18 protein-coding genes and 1 riboswitch are annotated in these 20,775 nt (G+C 74.7%); of the genes, 13 read left to right on the forward strand and 5 right to left on the reverse strand.

Annotated features, from left to right (window positions below):
• The first annotated feature begins 7 nt into the window (after positions 1-7).
• From ABTX81_RS09210 to ABTX81_RS09230, 5 genes are read left to right on the forward strand one after another with little or no spacing between them, the layout of a single operon-like run.
• A complete protein-coding gene (locus ABTX81_RS09210; RefSeq protein ID WP_350542595.1) occupies positions 8-898 on the forward strand; it encodes an ABC transporter substrate-binding protein in 891 nt (296 codons plus the stop codon).
• The gene (locus tag ABTX81_RS09215) at positions 895-1,884 is read left to right on the forward strand and encodes an amino acid ABC transporter permease (RefSeq protein WP_350542596.1); all 990 of its coding nucleotides are present in this window, start codon (positions 895-897) and stop codon (positions 1,882-1,884) included. The genes ABTX81_RS09210 and ABTX81_RS09215 overlap by 4 nt, the downstream gene beginning before the upstream one ends.
• Positions 1,885-1,904: 20 nt before the next feature.
• Positions 1,905-2,666, forward strand: a complete 762-nt coding sequence (locus ABTX81_RS09220; RefSeq protein ID WP_350542812.1) for an amino acid ABC transporter ATP-binding protein — start codon at positions 1,905-1,907, stop codon at positions 2,664-2,666.
• Positions 2,666-4,318 carry an N-acyl-D-amino-acid deacylase family protein gene (locus ABTX81_RS09225; protein ID WP_350542597.1) on the forward strand — a complete coding sequence of 551 codons (1,653 nt, stop codon included), beginning with the start codon at positions 2,666-2,668 and terminating at the stop codon, positions 4,316-4,318. The genes ABTX81_RS09220 and ABTX81_RS09225 overlap by 1 nt, the downstream gene beginning before the upstream one ends.
• Positions 4,315-5,271, forward strand: a complete 957-nt coding sequence (locus ABTX81_RS09230; RefSeq protein WP_350542598.1) for a serine hydrolase — start codon at positions 4,315-4,317, stop codon at positions 5,269-5,271. Before ABTX81_RS09225 ends, ABTX81_RS09230 begins: the two co-directional genes overlap by 4 nt.
• A gap of 45 nt (positions 5,272-5,316) precedes the next feature.
• Here the strand turns inward: ABTX81_RS09230 and ABTX81_RS09235 are convergent, their stop codons facing one another.
• From ABTX81_RS09235 to ABTX81_RS09245, 3 genes are all read right to left on the reverse strand, one after another.
• Complete coding sequence (locus ABTX81_RS09235) at positions 5,317-6,252, reverse strand: LysR family transcriptional regulator (RefSeq protein ID WP_350542599.1); 936 nt, start codon at positions 6,250-6,252, stop codon at positions 5,317-5,319.
• A 109-nt stretch (positions 6,253-6,361) separates the two neighbouring features.
• The gene (gene lysA, locus ABTX81_RS09240) at positions 6,362-7,732 is read right to left on the reverse strand and encodes a diaminopimelate decarboxylase (RefSeq protein WP_350542600.1); all 1,371 of its coding nucleotides are present in this window, start codon (positions 7,730-7,732) and stop codon (positions 6,362-6,364) included.
• Between the two features lie 185 nt (positions 7,733-7,917).
• On the reverse strand, positions 7,918-8,919 hold the full coding sequence (locus tag ABTX81_RS09245; protein WP_350542601.1) for a class I SAM-dependent methyltransferase: 1,002 nt from the start codon (positions 8,917-8,919) through the stop codon (positions 7,918-7,920).
• 367 nt (positions 8,920-9,286) lie between these two features.
• Here ABTX81_RS09245 and ABTX81_RS09250 point away from each other — a divergent pair, with 367 nt between their 5' ends.
• The gene (locus tag ABTX81_RS09250) at positions 9,287-10,735 is read left to right on the forward strand and encodes an aldehyde dehydrogenase family protein (protein WP_350542602.1); all 1,449 of its coding nucleotides are present in this window, start codon (positions 9,287-9,289) and stop codon (positions 10,733-10,735) included.
• A 230-nt stretch (positions 10,736-10,965) separates the two neighbouring features.
• On the opposite strand, the gene ABTX81_RS09255 is transcribed toward ABTX81_RS09250, so the two are convergent.
• Positions 10,966-12,423, reverse strand: a complete 1,458-nt coding sequence (locus ABTX81_RS09255) for a glycine hydroxymethyltransferase (RefSeq protein WP_350542603.1) — start codon at positions 12,421-12,423, stop codon at positions 10,966-10,968.
• A 20-nt stretch (positions 12,424-12,443) separates the two neighbouring features.
• Positions 12,444-12,542, reverse strand: a riboswitch (ZMP/ZTP riboswitch).
• 317 nt (positions 12,543-12,859) lie between these two features.
• On the opposite strand from ABTX81_RS09255, the gene ABTX81_RS09260 reads away from it, so the two are divergent.
• The 6 genes from ABTX81_RS09260 to ABTX81_RS09285 all read left to right on the forward strand — a co-directional run bounded on the left by ABTX81_RS09260 (position 12,860) and on the right by ABTX81_RS09285 (position 19,947).
• Complete coding sequence (locus tag ABTX81_RS09260) at positions 12,860-13,840, forward strand: ABC transporter permease (RefSeq protein WP_350542604.1); 981 nt, start codon at positions 12,860-12,862, stop codon at positions 13,838-13,840.
• A 69-nt stretch (positions 13,841-13,909) separates the two neighbouring features.
• The gene (locus tag ABTX81_RS09265) at positions 13,910-15,667 is read left to right on the forward strand and encodes an ABC transporter substrate-binding protein (RefSeq protein WP_350542605.1); all 1,758 of its coding nucleotides are present in this window, start codon (positions 13,910-13,912) and stop codon (positions 15,665-15,667) included.
• A 100-nt stretch (positions 15,668-15,767) separates the two neighbouring features.
• Positions 15,768-16,760 (forward strand): ABC transporter permease, encoded by a 993-nt coding sequence (locus ABTX81_RS09270; protein WP_350542606.1) that lies wholly within the window; start codon positions 15,768-15,770, stop codon positions 16,758-16,760.
• Positions 16,761-16,791: 31 nt separating this feature from the next.
• Entirely contained in the window at positions 16,792-18,549 is a 1,758-nt protein-coding gene (locus ABTX81_RS09275) for a dipeptide ABC transporter ATP-binding protein (RefSeq protein WP_350542607.1), read from the forward strand.
• A gap of 127 nt (positions 18,550-18,676) precedes the next feature.
• The gene (locus tag ABTX81_RS09280) at positions 18,677-19,210 is read left to right on the forward strand and encodes a hypothetical protein (RefSeq protein WP_350542608.1); all 534 of its coding nucleotides are present in this window, start codon (positions 18,677-18,679) and stop codon (positions 19,208-19,210) included.
• Between the two features lie 173 nt (positions 19,211-19,383).
• Complete coding sequence (locus ABTX81_RS09285) at positions 19,384-19,947, forward strand: EF-hand domain-containing protein (RefSeq protein ID WP_350542609.1); 564 nt, start codon at positions 19,384-19,386, stop codon at positions 19,945-19,947.
• 7 nt (positions 19,948-19,954) lie between these two features.
• Here ABTX81_RS09285 and ABTX81_RS09290 read toward each other — a convergent pair whose 3' ends face one another.
• Entirely contained in the window at positions 19,955-20,077 is a 123-nt protein-coding gene (locus tag ABTX81_RS09290; RefSeq protein ID WP_350542610.1) for a hypothetical protein, read from the reverse strand.
• 62 nt (positions 20,078-20,139) lie between these two features.
• Here ABTX81_RS09290 and ABTX81_RS09295 point away from each other — a divergent pair, with 62 nt between their 5' ends.
• The gene (locus ABTX81_RS09295; RefSeq protein WP_350542611.1) at positions 20,140-20,772 is read left to right on the forward strand and encodes an AAA family ATPase; all 633 of its coding nucleotides are present in this window, start codon (positions 20,140-20,142) and stop codon (positions 20,770-20,772) included.
• The last annotated feature ends 3 nt before the right edge of the window (positions 20,773-20,775 follow it).

Raw genomic sequence — 20,775 nt, forward strand, 5'->3', positions numbered from 1 at the left:
GATGCCGATGAACCGCCCCCGTCCTCTGCGTTGTCTGGCCGCGCTGGCGCTGGTGGCGCTGGCCGCCACCGCCTGCGGGCGTTCCGACCAGGGTTCCACCGCCGCGCCGGGTGCGGCCGCCGGCGACACCGCCGGGAAGAGCGCGGCCGAACTGCTGCCCGGCACGTACAAGAAGAGCGGCGTGCTGAGAGTGGCGACCGCCGTCGGGTACCCGCCGATGGAGATGTACAAGCCGGGCACCACCGAGCTGACCGGGGTCGACCCGGACCTCGCCGCGGCCGTCGCGGCGAAGCTCGGGCTGAAGCTGGAGATGACCAACGCCTCGTTCGACGGGCTGATCCCGGGCCTCCAGGCCGGCCGGTTCGACCTGGTGATGTCCTCGATGACCGACAGCGAGCAGCGCCGCCAGGCCGTGGACTTCGTCGACTACTTCCGCACCGGCGGGGTCGTCATGACCACCAAGGACAACCCGCAGGGCATCAAGTCCCTGGAGGACCTCTGCGGCAAGCAGGTGGTGCTCGCCAAGGGCAGCTCCAACCTGGAGATCGGCGAGCAGCAGAACGCCAAGTGCGCCGAGAAGATGACCATCTCGCAGAGCGAGGACGCCCCCACCGGGCTGCTGCAGCTGGACAGCGGGCGGGCCGTCGCCACCATCGTGGACTACCCGGTGGCGCAGATGTTCGCGCAGAAGAACACCGCGTACCAGGTGCTGCCCGAGCAGTACGGGACGGCGCCGTGGGGCATCGCGGTCGCGAAGAAGGAGAGCGGGCTGCGCGACGCGGTGCAGCGGGCGCTCCAGGAGCTGATCGACTCGGGCGAGTACCGCACCGTGCTCGACAAGTACGAGGTCGGCGGCAGCGCCGTCACCAAGGCCACCGTCAACACGGTCGGGCAGTGAGCGCGGTGACGGGCGACGGCATGAGAGGCGCCACGGCGACCGCCCCCGTGGCGAAGGCGGCCGAGGACGACCTGGCACTGAGGATCACCGGGCGGCCGCGGCCCGGGCGCTGGGCGGCCGTGCTGGTGGCGGCGTTCGTGGCGGTCTGGCTGGCCTACACCGTCATCGTCAACCCCAACCTGCACTGGGACGTCATCGCGAAGTACCAGTTCGACGGGGTGATCCTGGACGGCCTGTGGGTCACCATCCAGCTGACCCTCATCTCGCAGGTGGCCGGCATCGTGATCGGTGTGCTGGCGGCGGTGATGCAGCTGTCGGACAGCCCGGTGCTGCGGGCCACCGCCGGCGCGTACACCTGGTTCTTCCGCGGCACCCCGCTGCTGGTGCAGCTGATCTTCTGGTTCAACCTCGCGCTGCTGATCCCCGAGATCTCCATCGGGATCCCGTTCGACGGGCCGAAGCTGGTCAGCTGGCAGACCAACGCGCTGATCACCGGCTTCGTGGCGGCGCTGCTGGGCCTGTCGATCAACGAGGGCGCCTACATGTCGGAGATCGTCCGGGCCGGCATCCAGAGCGTCGACCCGGGGCAGCGGGAGGCCGCGGCGGCGCTCGGCATGTCCAACCGGCAGATCCTGGTCCGGGTGGTGCTGCCGCAGGCGATGCGGGTGATCATCCCGCCGTTCGGCAACCAGTTCATCTCGATGCTGAAGACCACCTCGCTGGTCTCGGTCATCGCGGGCGCCGACCTGATGACCGTCTCCCAGCACCTGTACCTGGCGAACTTCGAGGTCATCGCGCTGCTGGTGGTGGCGTCGATCTGGTACCTGGTGCTGACCACCATCGCGAGCGTCGCGCAGCACGCGGTGGAGCGGAAGTTCAGTCCCGGCGCGCAGAGCGCGCGCCCGGCGCTGGGACAGCGGGTGCTGCGCAACCTGCGGCCCGGTGCGCGCAAGACGGACCTGAGGAAGAAGGGGGCGGGGAAGTGACGGTGGCGACGGACGAGGTGATCCTCTCGGCGCGCGGCGTACGCAAGCACTTCGGCGACTTGGAGGTGCTGCGCGGGATCGACCTGGAGGTGCGCGGCGGGGAGGTGCTCTGTGTGATCGGGCCCTCCGGCTCCGGCAAGTCCACCCTGCTGCGCTGCTTCAACCACCTGGAGAAGATCGACGCCGGGCGGATCGCCGTCAACGGCGAGCTGATCGGCTACGAGCCGGCCGGCTCCGGCGGGACCACGCTGCGCGAGCGGCGGCCCAAGGACATCCAGCGCCAGCGCGAGCGGATCGGCATGGTGTTCCAGCGGTTCCACCTCTTCCCGCACCGCACGGCGGTGCAGAACGTGATGGAGGGGCCGGTGGCCGTCCAGGGCCGCGGCCGAGCCGCGGCCGAGCGGCAGGCCCGTGAGCTGCTGGACCGGGTCGGCCTCGCCGACCGCGCCGACCACTACCCCGGCCAGCTCTCCGGCGGCCAGCAGCAGCGGGTCGCGATCGCCCGGGCGCTGGCCATGGAGCCGACCCTGATGCTCTTCGACGAGCCCACCTCCGCGCTCGACCCCGAACTCGTCGGGGAGGTGCTGGGCGTGATGCGCGACCTGGCGCGCAGCGGGATGACGATGATCGTCGTCACCCACGAGATGGGGTTCGCCCGCGAGGTCGCCGACCGGGTCGTCTTCATGGACCAGGGCGCGGTCGTCGAGGCCGGACGCCCGGACGAGGTGTTCACCGCCCCGCGCCACGAGCGCACCCGGGCCTTCCTGGCGACGGTGCTGTGATGGCGGCCGTGGAACTCCTGGTCCGCGGCGGCCTGCTGGTGGACGGTACCGGGGCGCCGGCGCGGCCCGCCGACCTCGCGGTGGCGGGCGGGCGGGTCACCGTGCTGGCGCCCGGGGACGGCGCCGGCGGTGACCGCTCGGTGCCGGTGGTCGACGCCACCGGGCTGGTCGTCACGCCCGGCTTCATCGACGTGCACACCCACTCCGACGCGCTGGCCGCCGTCGGCGGGCCGGAGGCGGCCGGTGGAGCCGTCCCCGGGGACACCGCGTGGGACGCCCTGGAGGAGCTGCGGCTCGCCCCGCTCCTCCAGGGCGTGACCACCGAGATCAGCGGCAACTGCGGCAGCAGCCTCTTCCCCTGCCGGCCCGAGCGGCTGCCGGAGCTGGCCGAGCACCTGCGGGTCACCTTCGGCATCGGCCCGGTCGGCCCCGCCGAGGACTTCGACGCCTTCGCCGCCGCCCAGCGGCCCGCCCTGCGGCGCAACCACCTCGCCTCGCTGGTCGGCCACGGCACACTGCGCGCCGGGGTGATGGGCTTCGACGACCGGCCGCCCCGGCCGGACGAGCTGGCCGCGATGTGCGAGCTGCTCGACCGCGCCCTCACCCAGGGCGCGGCCGGGCTCTCCACCGGTCTGATCTACCCGCCCGGCACCTACGCCGACACCGCGGAGATCGTCGCGCTGGCCCGGGTCGCGGCCCGGCACGGAAAGCCGTACGTCACCCATCTGCGGGACGAGATGTCCCAGGTGGAGAAGGCCCTGGAGGAGGCGCTGGAGATCGCCCGGCGCTCCGGCGCGCCGCTCCAGGTCTCCCACCACAAGACCGCCGGCCGGCACGCCTGGGGCGCCACCCTGCGCACCCTCCCCCGGCTGGAGCAGGCCCGGGCGGACGGCCTCGACGTGCTGTGCGACGTCTATCCGTACACGGCGGGCAGCACGGTGCTGCACGCGATGCTGCCGCCGTGGGCCAGTGAGGGCGGGATCGGCGCGCTGCTGGAGCGGCTGCGCCGGCCCGAGGTGCGCGAGCGGATCCGGGCGGACATCGCGGGCGGGGTGGACGGCTGGGAGAACACCGTCGGCAACGGCGGCTGGGACCTCATCGCGGTCGCGGCCGCCCCGGCCCGCCGCGCGGCGGAGGGCCACCGGATCGCCGACCTGGCGGCCGCGGGCGGCCTCGACCCGGTCGACTACGTCTGCGACCTGCTGCTCGACTCGCAGGGGGAGGTGACCATCATCAGCCACTCGATGCGCGAGGACGACGTCCGCCGGGTCCTGGCCAGCCCGCTGTCGATGATCGGCTCGGACGGTGTGCCCAAGCCCGGCCGGCCGCATCCGCGCTGGGCGGGCAGCTTCGCCCGGGTCCTCGGCCACTACGGCCGGGACGAGGGGCTGCTGTCGCTGGAGGGCGCGGTGCACAAGATGACCGGGCTGCCGACGGCGCGTTTCCGCCTGGACGGGCGCGGGGTGGTCCGCGACGGCGCGGTGGCGGACCTGGTGGTGCTGGACCCGGACGCCGTCCGGGACGCGGCCACCTTCGAGCGGCCGCTGCTGCCGCCGCGGGGGGTGGCGGCCGTGGTGGTCGCCGGGCAGGTCGCGGTGCTCGACGGGCGGCCGACGGACGCCCGGGCCGGAGAGGTGGTACGGGTCCGATGATCCTGGCGCAGGTGGCGGCCGCCGCACGGTCGGCGGCCGCGCTGCCGTTGACCCTGGCGGTCGCGGCGGTGGACGTGGACGCGGACGTGGAGCTGACGGCCGGCTCCGACGGCGCCGACGGGGGCGGCTCGGTCGGGGTGGACGACACGGTGGTGCTGCCGGTGGCCAGCGCGTCCAAGCTGCTGCTGCTCGCCGAGGTGGCGCGCCGGCTGGACGCCGGGGAGCTGCGGGCGGACGCGGTGGTGCCGATCGAGGACGAGGACGTGACCGGGGGCACCGGACTGCTGCGCCGGCTCTCGCGCGGACGCGGCGGCAGTGGGGCCGCGGCCGGCGGCCGGGACGCGTGCGGCTGGACGGTCGAGGACCTGGCCTGGCTGACCGCCTCGGTCAGCGACAACACCGCCACCAACGCCCTGCTGCGCACGGTCGGCCTGCCCGCCACCGAGCGGCTGGCCCGGGACCTCGGCCTGGAGCGGCTCACCCTGCACGACCGGGTCCGCGACGAACGCGGGCCCGGGGTGCCGCCGGTGTTCGCCACCGGGACGGCCCGGGACCTCGCGCGGCTGGCCGCGCTGGCCGTCCGGGGCGAGCTGGTCACGCCCGGCGCCTCGGCCCGGCTGCTGGCGTGGATGCGCTCCAACACCGACCACGGGCTGGTGCCGGCGCTCGTCCAGCACGACCCCTACGCGGAGTGCTTCCCCGATCCGCTGCCCGGCGGCCTGCTGGTCGCCAACAAGACCGGGACCGACACCGGGGTGCGGGCCGACGCCGGGGTGCTGGTGGGCACCCGGCGGGTGGCGTACGCGGTGATCGCGCACTGGGACGTGGCGCTCGGGCCGAGCACCGAGCGGGCGGCGGTGCACGCCATCCGGGAGGTGGGGCGGGCGCTCGCGGCGGGCGCGCTGCGCGGCGAGCCGGCGACCTGCGCGCTGCTGCGGCAGCCGGGCGGCTGAGCCGGGCGGCCCCAGGGGTCCGGCGCCGGGCGGCCGCCGGGGAGGTCAGGACCACTGCAGTGCGAGCAGGGACCGGACCTCCCCGGCGGCCGCCCGCAGTTCGCTGAGGAACGCCCTGACCGCCGGGTTGCGGTTGGTGGCCCGGGTGGCCACGCCGATCCGGCGGTGCAGCTGCGGGTGGTCCAGGCGGCAGACGTGCACCCCGGCGCTGTCGGCCAGGCCGAGCGCCGGGATCAGCGCGACGCCCATGCCGGCCCGGGCGAGGTTGATCGTCACCTGGTAGTGGTCGCTGCGGCAGCGCACCCGGGGGCGGAACCCCTCGGCGGCGCAGGCGCGTTCCAGCACCGGCTCGCCGGTCGAGCCGCCGTGGGTGCCGATCCAGCTCTCGCCGTCGAGTTCGGCGAGCCGCACCACGGTCCGCCGGCCGAGCCGGTGGCGCAGCGGCACGATCACCAACTGCGGCTCGTCGAAGTAGAGTTCGACCTCGGCCGTGCCCTGCCGGCCGGCCTGGCGGATCCACGGGTCGAGCGGGTGCTCGAAGACCACCGCCGCGTCCAGGCGCCCGGCCTCCAGGTCGGGGAGCAGCTCGTGCGGCTGGCCCATGATGAGTTCGAGTTCGACCTGCGGGTGCCGGGCCGAGAACGCGGTGAGCGCGCGGGGCAGCAGGTCGAGGCCGGCCGAGGCGAAGAAGCCGAGGCGCAGCACGCCCGCCGTGCCCCCGGAGTGGGCGCGCAGGTCGTCCTGGGCGACGGCCATCAGGTCGGCGATCGCCTGGGCGTGCTCGGCCAGCCGGACGCCCGCCGGGGTCAGCCGCAGGGACTGCGGCTGGCGCTCGACCAGCGCGACGCCCAGTTCCTGTTCGAGGCGGGCGAGCTGGTGGGAGACCGCGGAGGGGCTCAGGTGCAGCGCCTGCGCCGCGGCCACGATGGTGCCCCGGCGGGCGATCTCCAGCAGGACGAGCAGACGGGCGCTGTTCAGCATCGGGCCAGGGTAGGTCATCTCGGCAGGTCGGGGGCAGAGGGGGACAAAAGGGGACCGGCCCGCCCGTCGCTCCGTGCGGACGGGCGACGGGCGGGCCGGTCCTCCGGCGTCAGACGTCGAGGCGGAGCAGGTCCTCCTCGGTCTCCCGGCGCACCACCACCCGGGCGTCGCCGTCGCGGACGAAGACCACGGCCGGACGCGGCAGCTTGTTGTAGTTCGACGCCATCGCGTACCCGTACGCGCCGGTGACGGGGGTGGCGAGCACATCGCCGATCCGCAGGCCCGCCGGGAGGGCGGCGTCGTCGATGACGACGTCCCCGCTCTCGCAGTGCTTGCCGACCAGGCGGGCGCGCAGCGGCCGGGGCTCCTGCGGGCAGCGCGGCAGGAACGCCTCGTAGCGCGCGCCGTAGAGGGCGGGGCGGAGGTTGTCGCTCATCCCGCCGTCGACGCTGACGTACGTCCGCACGCCCGCGATCCGCTTGACCGTGCCCACCCGGTAGAGGGTCAGCCCGGCCCGCGCGGTGATCGAGCGCCCGGGTTCGACGCCGACCTCCCCCGTCCAGCCGGCCCCGCGGACGGCGGCGCGCACCCGGTCCGCCCAGACCGCGAAGCTCGGCGCGCTCTGGCCCGCCAGGTAGGCCACGCCGAGCCCGCCGCCCACCGTCAGCCGCTCCACCCCGGTGTCCACCGCGAACCGGGCCACGGCGGCGGCGCCGTCGGCGAGTTCGGCCGGGTCGAGGACCTGCGAGCCGACGTGCGCGTGCACGCCCTCCAGCCGTATCGCCGCCGAGGCCGCGGCCCGGCGGGCGGCGGCCGCGGCGGCGCCGTCGGCCAGGCCGAAGCCGAACTTGGAGTCGTGCCCGCCGGTGCGGATCGCCTCGTGGGCGCCCGCCGCGACGCCCGGCGCCACCCGCAGCTGGACGCGGGCCGGCGGCAGGCCCTCCTCGGCGACCAGGCGCTCGATCCGGTCCAGTTCGTCGAAGCTGTCGACGACGATGTGCCGCAGTCCGGCGGTGAGGGCGGTGCGCAGTTCGGCCTCGCTCTTGTTGTTGCCGTGCAGCACGATCCGCTCCGGGGGGACCTCCGCGTGCAGGGCGGTGCGCAGTTCGCCGCCGGAGGCGACGTCGAGCAGCAGGCCCTCCTCGGCGGCGAGCCGGGCCATCGCGGTGCAGAGGAAGGCCTTGGAGGCGTAGGCGACGTTGCCCGGGCCGAAGGCGGCGACGGCCTCCCGGCAGCGGCGGCGCAGGTGCTCCTCGTCGTAGACGAACAGCGGGGTGCCGAACCGGCGGGCCAGCTCGGTCAGCGGCACCCCGCCGACGGCGAGCCCGGCGGGGCCGGCCTCGGCGGTGAGCGGCAGCAGTCCGGCGTCGACGGGCGGCGCGGCGACGGGCGGCCCGTCGACGGGATGGGCGTCGGCCGGCGGCGCGTCGGCGGGGCGGGCGTCGACGGGCGACGGGGCGGCGGGCGAGACAGGCGACACGGATTCCTCCCGGCGGGCTGGTTCGCCTGCCATCCTCGGCCGGAGGGAAGCGGTCGGAAAAGCGCTTTCTTCCGGCCCTGAGCGGTACCGCTTTCGATGCTCCGGCCGGGAGCCGCGCGGGAAACGGCGACGGCCGCGCGCCCCCGGCTGCCGGGGGTGCGCGGCCGTCGGCCGGCGGTGCGGTGTCAGCCGCGGCGGGCGCGGCGGATGGCGGAGGTGACCACGGGCGGGAGGAGGTCGCCCACCGCGCGCTTGGCGACGTTGGCCGGGCGGCGGCGCTCGGCGGCGCGGGCGCGGCGCTCGGCGAGCTCGCGCACGGCCTCGTCGCGCTCGCGCTCGGCGGCGCGCAGGGCGTCCTCGGTGGCCCGGGCGTTCTCGTCGCGCGCGGCCTCCTCGGTCAGCCGGGCGTGGTGGCGGGAGACCCGGAAGGGCTCGGCGCCGGTGTCGTTGCCGTCGATCCGGATCACCCGGTGGTCGGCGAGCGTCTCATTGGTGATGGAGCACTCCGGCAGGGTGCCCCGGCGGGCCAGCAGGTCGAGCTGGGCGGGCTCCGGGTCGCCCCAGGTGCCGTAGAACTTGCTGTCGGTGAGCACGATGGGCCGCAGGCCGTGGTTGAAGACCGCCTCCCAGGTGGCGGCGGCGACGCCCGGGGTGTGCGCGGAGCGGTAGTCGTCCAGCACCACGACGCCCTCGGGGGCGAGCGCGGTCCGGGCCACCTGGAGGTCGCCGGCCACGTGCTCGTAGAGGTGCGAGGCGTCGATGTGGATGAAGCGGAACCCGCCGGGCGCGACGCGGCCGTCGGCCAGCGTCGAGGTCGGGGCCTGGATGATCTCCGGCAGCCGGTCGTGGAAGGAGAGGTAGTTGGACTCGAAGGCGGTGCGGGTCAGCGTCTTGCGGTAGGACATGTCCATCTCGGCGGCGTTCTCGTCGTCCGGCGCGTCCGAGTCGAAGAGGTCGCAGATCGTGAAGGTCTCGCCCGCCTGGAGGTGCGCCCCGATGACGATCGCGCTGCGGCCCAGGTAGGCGCCCATCTCCAGGAGGTCGCCGGAGAAGCCCGCCTTCTCCTGCCGCGCGAGGAACCAGTCGAAGAGGTGACGGTCGTGGTTCCAGAACCACCCGGGCACGTCGTCGAGCACTGCCGGCTCCACCGGTCGCTGCTGGTCGGCACTGCGTACGGCGTCGTTCACGAGGCGGCTCCTATAGACGGTACAACGACCATGGGCAGGATCTCCGGGCCCGGGCAGGGTGGTGCCCCGGGCACGCGGACATGACCCGACCTGCTGCCAACCGTAGTCCGGCGCGCCCGAATGCGCTGCAATCTACTCGCCACCGGGCGCAGTTGGGCGAACTCGCGGAAAAGAATTTCCCGGCCCGGCCCTTTGTGGGCGCACTTGACGGAGCCCCACGGACGGCGGGACGGCCCGTTCGTACCGCGAACGGGGGACAGCCCCGCCTTGCGTCCCCGCCGGGCGCACCGTTTGACTGGTCCGGACCGGCCGGACGGGCCGGCGGGGGGACGCGGGAACCAGCGGAACCGGCACGAGAGGGCAGCACATGGCGGGCGAGACGGAGCGGGCCGAGGGGTACGCCGAGTACACCGATCAGTACGTCGACGGCGCCTGGCGGCCCGCGTTGGACCAGGGGTCGATCCCGGTGCTCGACCCGGCGACCGAGCGCCTGCTCGCCACCGTGCCGGCCGGCGGCGCGGCGGACGTCGACGCCGCCGTGGCGGCGGCCCGGCGGGCGGCCCGGGCCTGGGGCGCGACCACCGCCGCCGAGCGGCTGGTGCCGCTGACCCGGCTGCGGGACGGCCTGGCCGCCCACCAGCAGGAGATCGCCGCCACCGTCTCGGCCGAGCTGGGCGCCCCGATCGGCTTCGCCACCGCCGTGCAGGCCACGCTGCCGCTGACGGTCACCGAGACCTACCTGGAGCTGCTGGACGGCTACCCGTTCGAGGAGCGGATCGGCAACTCGGTGGTGCACGCCGAGCCGGCCGGGGTGGTCGCGGCGATCACGCCGTGGAACTACCCGCTGCACCAGATCGCCGCCAAGGCGGTGCCCGCCCTGGCGGCCGGCTGCCCGGTGGTGCTCAAGCCCGCCGAGGACACCCCGCTGGTGGCCCGGCTGTTCGCCCGGCTGGTCGACGCGGCGGGCTTCCCCGCCGGGGTGTTCAACCTGGTGACCGGGACCGGCGCGGTGGCGGGCGCGGCGCTGGCCGGCCACCCGGACGTGGACGTGGTGTCGTTCACCGGCTCGACGGCGGTCGGGCGCGCGGTCGCCGAGACGGCCGGGCGCGGCATCAAGCGGGTGTCCCTGGAGCTGGGCGGCAAGTCCGCCAACGTGGTGCTGCCGGGCGCCGATCTGGCCCGCGCGGTGAACGTCAACGTCGCCAACGTGTTCACCAACTCCGGCCAGACCTGCAGCGCGTGGACCAGGCTGCTGGTCCACCGCGACCAGTACGAGGAGGCGGTGGCGCTCGCCGCGAAGGCGGCCGACACGTACGTACCGGGCGACCCGGCGGACCCGCAGACCAGGATCGGACCGCTGGTCAGCGCCCGCCAGCGCGAGCGGGTGCGCGGCTACATCACCGGCGCGCTCGCCGAGGGCGCGCGGCTGGTGGCCGGCGGCGCCGAGGCCCCGGACGGCCTCCCGACCGGCTACTACGTCCGCCCGACCGTGCTGGCCGACGTCACCCCCGGGATGACGGTGGCCCGGGAGGAGGTGTTCGGTCCGGTGCTGGCGGTCCTGGCGTACCGGGACGAGGACCACGCCGCCGAGCTGGCCAACGCCACCGCGTACGGCCTGGCCGGCGGGGTGTGGGCGGCCGACACCGACACCGCCGCCCGCTTCGCCCGCCGGCTGGACGCCGGGCAGATCGACCTCAACGGCGGCCGCTTCAACCCCCGGGCCCCGTTCGGCGGTTTCAAGAGCTCGGGCCTCGGCCGCGAGCTGGGCCGGCACGGCCTGGAGGAGTTCCTGGAGTACAAGTCGCTGCAGTACTAGGGCTTGTCTGACAATTCGCGTCGCATCAGCGCGCGGCGTTGGGCGCCCGGCTGGGCGTGCCGCCGGAGCGTCCTCGTACTGGACGTACTTGGACGATTCGGCGGTGCGTCCAGGCGGGATGCCCGGCGTCGTGCGCGCGGCGGGAATTGTCAGACAAGCCCTGGCGGCCTGAGCACCCGTGGCCCGGCCGGGGCGGACCCGGCCGGGCGGCGGTGGGCGGCGGTGAGCGGTCAGGCCAGGTCGACGCCCGGGTAGAGGGGGAAGCCGGCGAGCAGGTCGGCGGCGCGCTTGGCGACGCCCTCGGCGACCGCCGGGTCCAGGGTGTACTGGGCCTTGGACGGCGCGCCGGAGGCGGTGGCGGCCGGGGTGGTGGCGCGCAGCACGGTGTCGATGAGGGCCGCGATCTCGTCCATCTCGGCGGTGCCGAGGCCGCGGGTGGTGAGCGCCGGGGTGCCGATCCGCACGCCGGAGGTGTACCAGGCGCCGTTCGGGTCCTGCGGGACGGAGTTGCGGTTGGTGACGACGCCGGAGTCGAGCAGCGCGGCCTCGGCCTGACGGCCGGTCAGGCCGTGGCCGGAGACGTCGACGAGCACGAGGTGGTTGTCGGTGCCGCCGGTGACGAGCGTGCCGCCGCGGCGCAGCAGGCCCTCGGCGAGCGCCCGGGCGTTGTCCACGACCCGCTGGGCGTAGTCGCGGAACTCGGGGCGGCGGGCCTCCGCGAAGGCGACCGCCTTGGCGGCCATGACATGCGAGAGCGGGCCGCCGAGCACCAGCGGACAGCCGCGGTCGACGTGCTCGGCGAGCTCGGAGGTGCACAGCACCGCGCCGCCGCGCGGGCCGCGCAGCGACTTGTGGGTGGTGGTGGTGACGATGTCGGCGTGCGGCACCGGGTCGAAGTCGCCGGTGAGCACCTTGCCCGCGACCAGGCCGGCGAAGTGCGCCATGTCGACCATCAGGGTGGCGCCGACCTCGTCGGCGATCTCGCGCATCCTGGCGAAGTTCACCAGCCGCGGGTACGCGGAGTAGCCGGCCACCAGGATCAGCGGGCGGAACTCGCGGGCGGTCTCGCGCAGCGCGTCGTAGTCGATCAGGCCGGTGGCCGGGTCGGTGCCGTAGCTGCGCTGGTCGAACATCTTGCCGGAGATGTTGGGGCGGAAGCCGTGGGTGAGGTGGCCGCCGGTGTCCAGGGACATGCCGAGCATCCGCTGGTTGCCCAGCTCCCGGCGCAGCTCGGCCCAGTCCTGCTCGGTGAGGTCGTTGACGTTGCGGACCTCGGCGCGCTCCAGGGCGGGGCTCTCGACCCGCTGGGAGAGGACGGCCCAGAAGGCGGTGAGGTTGGCGTCGATGCCGGAGTGCGGCTGGACGTAGGCGTGGTCGGCGCCGAACAGGGCGCGGGCGTGCTCGGCGGCGATGGTCTCGACGGTGTCGACGTTGCGGCAGCCGGCGTAGAAGCGGCGGCCGGCGGTGCCCTCGGCGTACTTGTCGCTGAGCCAGTTGCCCATGGCGAGCAGCACGGCCGGGGAGGCGTAGTTCTCGCTGGCGATGAGCTTGAGCGAGGCGCGCTGGTCGTCGATCTCCTGGCCGATGGCGGCGGCGATCCGCGGCTCGACCTCGCGGACCACGTCGAGCGCGGAGCGGAAGGCGGTGTTGGCGGCGGGGGTGGCGGCCGTGTGCGGCTGCTGGGCCATGGCGGTCTCCTGAGGGGAGGTCGGGGGGCCCAGGCGCTCGGCAACTGCGTCGTGCATCCGGCACGGGGCCGCTTCCCGATGGTCGATTCCATCCGTGCGCGCCAGTCGCGGCCCGTCGGCATCGTACCAACGCCCGGCGGCCTGTGGTGGAGATCTCACCATCCGGGACGGCGGCGGACATGACACGCCGTTCGCCCCGTTATGTCCGTTCTTCTGCTACAGCAGTATTGCGGCGGAATGAAGCCGTCATAATTCCTGAAACAAAGCACCCGAATCACTTCCGGGGCACCTTCGGAATGATTTGCGGAAACTCCCGCGGTCCGATCTGATGGCGCCCGGCGGCCCTTCCGGGAAACCCCCGGGCGGCCCGCCGGAAATGCACGTCGACGCACCCCTCATCCACGGGGCGGCACGGAATTCGGGGAGTACGCCTCTCATGGCAGTGGTCGAACAAGTCGCAGCACCGGACGCTCCGGCGCCGCCCCCGGCGCCCGCCCCGAGGAGCCTGCTGCGCCGGGTCTGCCGCGACCGCACCGGGGCCGTCGCGCTCGGTGTCGTGCTGCTCTTCCTGCTGCTCGCCCTGGCGGCCCCGCTGATCGCCGCGCTGTACGGCAAGAACCCCACCGAGCACTACGGCCAGAACGCTCCGGGCCTGCTCAGCGACGGCGGCCTGCCGATCGCGCCGAACGGAGGCATCTCCGGGGAGTTCTGGTTCGGCCTGGAGCCCGGCCTGGGCCGCGACGTGTTCACCCAGCTGCTCTACGGCATCCGCACCTCACTGCTGATCGCCTTCCTCTCGGCCGCCGTCACCACCGCCCTCGGGGTGCTGGCCGGCGTCGCGGTGGGCTACCTCGGCGGGGTCACCGACCGGCTCTTCGGCTTCCTCTCGAATGTCCTGCTGGCCTTCCCGACGCTGCTCCTGCTGCTCGCGCTCAGCCCGGTGATCCAGTCCCGATTGGTCGACCCGGGCACCGCGGAACCGGAGTGGATGCAGTTCCTGGTCCTCGTCCTGGTCTTCTCCGCGTTCGGCTGGATTCCGCTCGCGCTTTCCCTGCGGGCCGCCGTCCGGTCACTGCGGGAAAGGGATTTCGTGCAGTCCGCCCGGGCGCTCGGCGCGAGCGGATTCCACATCGTGGTCCGGGAGCTCCTGCCGAACGTCCGGGCGCAGCTGCTGGTGCACGCCACCATGGCGGTGCCGACCTTCGTCGCCTCCGAGGCGGTGCTGTCCTTCCTCGGCGTGGGGATCACCGAGCCGGTCCCGGACTGGGGCCGGATGATCGCCCGCGGCTCCGAGGTCTTCCAGGCCGACCCGACCTACATGGTCTTCCCCGGCGTCGCGCTGCTGCTCTTCGTGCTCGCCTTCAACCTGCTCGGCGACGCCGTCCGGGACGCCCTGGACCCGCGCGCCGCCCGCTGAGCCCTCCCTTCCGTTCCAAGCACGCCACCCGACCACCCCGGAGTCCCCCGGGGCAAGGAGAGATTCGCCATGCGCTGGATCAGACCGTCCCTCGCCGTCCTCGCGACCGCCCTGCTGGCGACCTCCTGCTCGGCCGGCGCGGGCTCCGGCTCCGCCGCCGCCGGCCCCGGCGCCGCGGCCAAGGACGCCTCGCCGCTGACCGCCGCGCTCGGCACCGAGCAGGAGAGCGCCGGCCCGGCCCCCGCCGTCGCCGGCGCCCGCCCCGGCGGCACGGTGAACGTCTACAACGCCACCGACTTCCGCCACCTCGACCCGCAGAAGGTGTACGCGGGCGCCACCTACAACACCTCGCTGCTCTGGGGCCGCCAGCTGACCCAGTACCAGGTGGTCGACGGCAAGGCCAAGCTGGTCGGCGACCTCGCCACCGACACCGGCACCTCCACCGACGGCGGCCGCACCTGGACCTACAGGCTGAAGGAGGGCGTGGCCTGGGAGGACGGCCTGCCGATCACCTCCGAGCAGGTCAAGTACGGCATCGAGCGCTCCTTCGGCAAGGGCTACGAGGTCGGCCCGCCGTACTGGCCGCAGTGGCTCACCGGTGAGGCGAGCTACGACGACGCCCGCAAGAAGTACGGCGGCCCGCAGGACGGCGACCTCGCCGCGATCGAGACCCCGGACGAGCGCACCGTCGTCTTCCACTTCCCCCAGCCGCAGGCCGACGTGCCGTACATGGCCGCACAGTCCTCCTCCTCGCCGGTGCGCCGGGACAAGGACACCGGCACCGACTACGACCGCCAGCCGTTCGCCACCGGCCCGTACCGGATCGTCGAGCACGTCCAGAACACCCGCATGGTGCTGGAGCGCAACCCGCACTGGAAGCCGGAGACCGACCCGATCCGCAGCCAGTACCCGGAGAAGTTCGTCTTCACCTTCGGGAAGGAGGCGCTCAACATCAACCAGGAGATCCTCTCCGGGCGCGACGGCGGCGAGAACGCCACCACGGCGGCCACCGTGCTCTCCCCCGAGCTGTACCAGACGGTGGACACCGACCCGAAGGCCAAGGAGCTGGTCGTCTCCGGACGGCAGGGCGCCTTCGTCACCTATCTGATGGTCAACAACGAGCGGGTGGCCGACGTCGAGGTCCGCCGGGCGCTCAACCTCGCCTACCCGCGCCAGCAGGCCCGCCAGGTCCAGGGCGGCACCCGGGCCGGCGAGCTCGCCAGCACGCTCAGCTCCCCCGCCCTGCTCGACTGGCAGAAGTACGACCTCGACCCGGCCAGGCCCGAGGGCGACCCGGACGCCGCCAAGGCCGCGCTCGCCAAGGCCAAGCAGGCGCCGGGCCCGCTCACCTACGCCTACGCCAACACGCCCAACGGGCAGCGGGTCGCCCAGGTGCTGGTGGACGGCTTCGCCAAGGCCGGCATCACCGTCGTGCCCAAGCCCGTCGACCCCAAGGCGCTGCTGGACGAGGTGCACCGCGCCGACTCCCCGTACGACCTGTGGGAGGAGACCAGCTCGGTCGACTGGCCGACGCCCTCCACGCTGATCCCGTTCTCCTTCGACGGCCGTGCCAACAGCGACATCAACTCCGCCCGCTACCGCAACCCGGCGGTGGACCAGGAGATCGACCGGATCAACCAGATCGGCGAGCCGCGCGCCAAGGCCAAGGAGCTGTACGCGCTGGAGCAGACGGTGATGAAGGACCTGCCGGTGCTGCCGTTCAGCTACCCGACGGTCAACCAGCTGCGCGGCTCCAACGTCGGCGGCGCGTTCATCCACCCGATCTACGGGACGGTCAGCCCCGCCTGGCTCTACCTGAAGTCCTGACCCGCCCCGAAGTCCCCCGGTGGCCCCGCCGCGCGCGCCGTCCCCGAGCGCGCGCGGCGGGACCACCGCCCCGACGCCAACCGAACCCGGACCGGCCACCATGCTCTCCTTCGCCCTGCGGCGGATCCTCCAGGCGCTCGCCGTCCTGGCCGCGGTCTCCGCCGCCGCCTTCGCCCTCTTCTACGCCGCCCCCGCCGACCCGGCCCGCGCCGCCTGCGGCCCGCGCTGCGACACCGGCCAGGTCGCGGCGGTCCGCGCGAGCATGGGCCTGGACCAGCCGCTGCTCGCCCAGTACACCGACTACCTGGCCGGGATCGTCGCCGGCCGGGACATCCAGGACGTCGACGGCTCCACGATCCACTGCGCGGCGCCGTGCCTCGGCTACTCCTACCGGCTGCACCAGCCGGTCACCGAGGCGCTGGCCGACCACCTGCCGGTCACCGTCTCGCTGGCGGCGGGCGCGCTGGCCGTCCTGGTGGTGCTCGGGCTCGGCACCGGCTTCGTCAGCGCGCTGCGGCACGGCACCCGGACGGACAAGCTGCTCTCCGGCTTCACCCTGGTCGGCGCCAGCGTGCAGATCTACTTCCTCGGCTATGTCGCCCAGTGGGGCCTGGTCTACACCACCGGACTGCTGCCGCTGCCGTCCTACACCCCGCCGGCCGCCGACCCGGCCGCCTGGGCGGGCGGCCTGCTGCTCCCCTGGATCGTCCTCGGCTTCGTCAACTCGGCGGTGTTCGCCCGGCTCTCGCGCTCCCAGCTGCTGGAGACGATGAACGAGGAGTACGTCCGCACCGCCCGCGGCAAGGGCCTCGGCCGGCTGCGCACCCACCTCAAGTACACCTCGCGCGGCGCCGCCGGACCCCTGGTGCAGCTGCTCGGCCTGGAGGCGGGCGCGCTGCTCGGCGGCGCGGTGATCACCGAGACGGTGTTCGGGCTGAACGGCGTGGGCCGGTTCGCCACCGAGGCCGTCGAGGGGCAGGACCTGCCGGCCGTGGTCGGCGCCGTGCTGCTGGCCGCCTGCTTCGTCGTGCTGTTCGTCGCGCTGGCCGACCTGGTGGTGGCCTGGCTCGACCCGCGCATCCGCCTCGGCTGACCGTCCCCGTCCCGCTCTGGAGCCCGCCCCGATGACCCCCTCCCCCGTTCCCGCCGCGCCCGTGCCCGTCCCCGCTTCCGTTCCCGCCGCGCCCGTCCCCGTCCCCGCCCCTGACGCCGGACCGCACGCCGAGCCGGTGCTCAGCGTCCGGGACCTCTGCGTCACCTTCGCCGACCCGCGCGGCGGCGCCCCGGTCGCCGCCGTGCGCGGCCTCTCCTTCGACCTCGCCCGCGGCGAGGTCCTCGGCCTGGTCGGCGAGTCCGGCTCCGGCAAGTCCGCCACCGGGCTCGCCGTGCTCGGCCTGCACGACCCGCGCACCACCACCGTCACCGGCTCGATCCGGCTGGCCGGCCGGGAGCTGGTGGGCGCCGGCGAGTCCGTGCTGCGCCGGGTCCGCGGCGGCCGGGTGGCGCTGGTCTTCCAGGACGCGCTCACCTCGCTCAGCCCGTTCCACGGCGTCGGCGCGCAGCTCGCCGAGATGTACCGGCTGCACCACCCCCGCGCGGGCCGCGCCGAGGCCCGCCGGCGGGCGGCGGCGATGCTCGACCGGGTCGGCATCCCGGCCGCCCGGGCGCGCGACTACCCGCACCGGTTCTCCGGCGGCATGCGCCAGCGCGTGATGATCGCGATGGCGCTGATGAACGACCCCGACGTGCTGATCGCCGACGAGCCGACCACCGCGCTCGACGCCCGTGTCCAGCGCCAGGTGCTCGACCTGCTGGGCGAGCTGCAGCGCGAGCACGGCACCGCGGTGCTGCTGGTCAGCCACGACCTCGGGGTGGTCGCCGGCACCACGGACCGCACCCTGGTGCTGCGCGGCGGGCGACCGGTGGAGAGCGCGCCGACCGCCGCCCTGCTGGCCGCACCCCGCGAGCCGTACACCCGGGCGCTGGTGGGCGCTGCGCTCACCCTGGACTCCGTCCCGGGCACCCCGCTGCCGACCGTCGACGACCCCTCGCCCGCGCCCCGGCCGGCCGCCGGGCACAGGGCCCGGGCCGAGGACGGCCGCTGGCTGGCCGAGGTCGAGGACCTCGCCGTGCACTTCCCCGGCCGCGGCGTGCGCCTTCCCTGGCACGGGCGGCCCGAGCCGGTCCGGGCGGTCGAGGGCGTCAGCCTGCGCATCGCGCCCGGCGAGACGCTCGGCCTGGTCGGCGAGTCCGGCTCCGGCAAGTCCACCACCTCCCGGGTGCTGGCCGGCCTCCAGCCCGCCACCGCCGGCACCGTCCGCTACGACGGCGTGGACGCCACCCGGCCCGACCGGGCCCTGCGGCGCCGGCTCGCCCGGGAGGTCCAGCTGGTCTTCCAGGACCCGTACGCCTCGCTCAACCCGCGCCGCACCGTCGCCCAGACCCTGGACACCCCGCTGCGGCTGCACACCGCGCTCGACGCCGGGCAGCGGCGCGAACGCTCCGCCGAACTGCTGGAGCAGGTCGGCCTGACCGCCGCCCACCTGGACCGCTACCCGCACGAGTTCTCCGGCGGCCAGCGCCAGCGGATCGGCATCGCCCGGGCGCTCGCCCCCGAACCGCGGCTGATCATCGCCGACGAGCCGGTCTCCGCGCTGGACGTCTCGGTCCAGGCCCAGGTGCTCAACCTGCTGATGGAGCTGCGCGAACGCCTCGGTGTCGCCTTCCTGTTCGTCTCCCACGACCTCGCGGTGGTCCGCCACTTCTGCGACCGGGTCGCCGTGATGCACGGCGGCCGCCTGGTCGAGTCCACCGACCGGGACCGGCTCTTCGCCGCCCCGCACACCGCGTACACCCGCGAACTGCTCGCCGCCGCCCGCTGAGCGGCGGCGGCCGGTACTGAGCGGCGGCGACCGGTGGTGTCGGTCCCCGTTCTCCGCGGTCGCTCCGCCTACGATCGGTCACCGGCCGTGAGCACACGGCCACCCACCCCGGAGAAGGGGCTTTCCGATGACCACGCTCGTCCGCCGATCCGTCTCCCTGGTCTCCCTCGTGGGCCGCCTCAATCCCGCGGCGTGGGACGGGCTGATCCCCCACGAGGTGGCCCACGGCGTCCTGAACGGCGTCCTCGCGGCCCGCGCCGACGACGGCGGCGGCGACGCGGCCGGGCTGAACCCGCAGCCGCTGCCGCCGGTCGCCGCCGCCCTGCGGCTGTCCGTGGCCCGCACCGTCAACGCCGTGGCCAACGCGGCCATCACCGCCCGGGTCTCCGGCGGCGACGCCCGGCAGATCCTCGCCGAGGTCGGCGAGGACTGGTGCGGCACCCCGCACGGCCGGATCCCGTGGCCCCGGCACTGGCCGCTCCCCTGGCCGCCCGAGGGCCCCGCCCCGATCGACCCGGACTACGCCACCCCGGCCGTCCAGGCCCAGGCGGCGCTCGCCTTCCAGGGCTACGCCAACGGCATCGGCGACGAGCAGCTCCGCGAGCACTTCGGCACGCTGGCCGAGCGGCTGGCGGACACCGCCCTCAAGACCACGGGCTGACCGGCGGCCCGCCGGCCGGACGCGGCAACGGGCCGCCCGGGAACGCCAGTTCGCCGCTTCGGCTGCGCGGCCGGCGCCCGCCGGGTTAGCGTGCTGCGTCCGGCCGTCGTGACCGTTGCCGTCGTGTGTGCCGGGACTGTGCAATGCCGGGACCGACCAGCCGGGGGATACGGGTGTCCGAGGAACTGCTGCTCGCGAGGATCAACCACGGGTTCGACCACCTCGACGCCGACGGGGACGGCCTGCTGACCGAGCACGACCACGTGCTGATGGGCCATGCGGTGGCCCGGTCGCTGGGCCACGGGGAGGGGTCGGGCGTCGAGCAGCGGATCGTCGCCGCCTACCTCGCCATCTGGCGGGACCTGCACGTCTCCCACCTGCCGGTCGGCACCACCGCGATCAGCCGCCGGCAGTTCGTCGCCTCGACCCGCGCGCTCGCCGACGACCCGGTGGCCGCGCGGACCGTGTTCGGGGCGCTCGCCGAGGCGTTCCTGGCCATCGCCGACGTGGACGGCAGCGGAACGGTCGACGCGGGCGAGTTCTTCGTCTTCCAGCGCGGCCACTTCTCCGCGCTCTCCCGCGACGACGCCGACGAGGCGTTCCGCCGGCTCGACCTGGACGGCGACGGCACCCTGTCCGCCGAGGAGTTCGTCTCCGGCCTGGTCGAGTTCTGGACCAGCCGCGCACCGGAGGCGCCCGGCCACTGGTGGGCCGGGCGTCCGCCGTACCTCGGCTGACCCCCCGTCACTCCCGCGGGCCGTCCGGGAAGTCACGCAGCGCGCGGACCTCACGGGTCAGCAGCAACGGCAGCACGGAGAGCAGCGACACCCCGGCGACCCCCCAGAGCGCCGGCCGCAGCCCCACCACCGACCCGAGCAGCCTTCCGCACGACGACCGGCCGCTCGCCGCCCGGGCGTAGGGTGGCGGGCATGCTCCTGTGGATCAACGGGCCGTTCGGCGGTGGCAAGACGCAGGTCGCGCACGAGTTGCGGCGGCGGCTGCCGGGCAGTGTCCTCTGCGACCCCGAGGAGGTCGGGTTCGGCCTCCACCGGATGACCCCGAAGGCGCTGCGCGGCGACTTCCAGGACCTGCCGGCCTGGCGGCAGGGGGTGTTCGAGGTGCTGGACCGCACGCTCACCCACCACCGGGGCGCGGTGATCGTGCCGATGACGGTCACCGAGCCCTCCTACTTCGCCGAGACCGTCGGCCGGCTGCGCGAACACGGCCACGACGTCCGGCACTTCGCGCTGCTCGCGGAGCGCGAGGAGGTGCTGCGGCGGCTGCGCGAGCGCGGCGGTGGGCGTGCCCTGCAACTGCTCGCCGGGAAGGGCGCGCCGCTGCGCCGGGAGTCCTTCGCCGTCTCCCGGCTCGACCACTGCCTGGAGCGGCTGAGCGGCGACGGGTTCGGCGAGCACGTCCGCACCGACCACCTGGGCGTCGCCGAGGTCGCCGACCACCTCGCCGCCTCCGCCGGGCTGACCCTCGCCCCCGACACCGACGGCCCGCTGCGCGCCCGCCTACGGCGCGCGGCCGTCGGCGCGCGCCACATCCGCTTCGTCTGAGCC

Origin of the sequence: Kitasatospora sp. NPDC097605 (genome assembly GCF_040302725.1) — a bacterium.
Lineage (GTDB): Bacteria > Actinomycetota > Actinomycetes > Streptomycetales > Streptomycetaceae > Kitasatospora.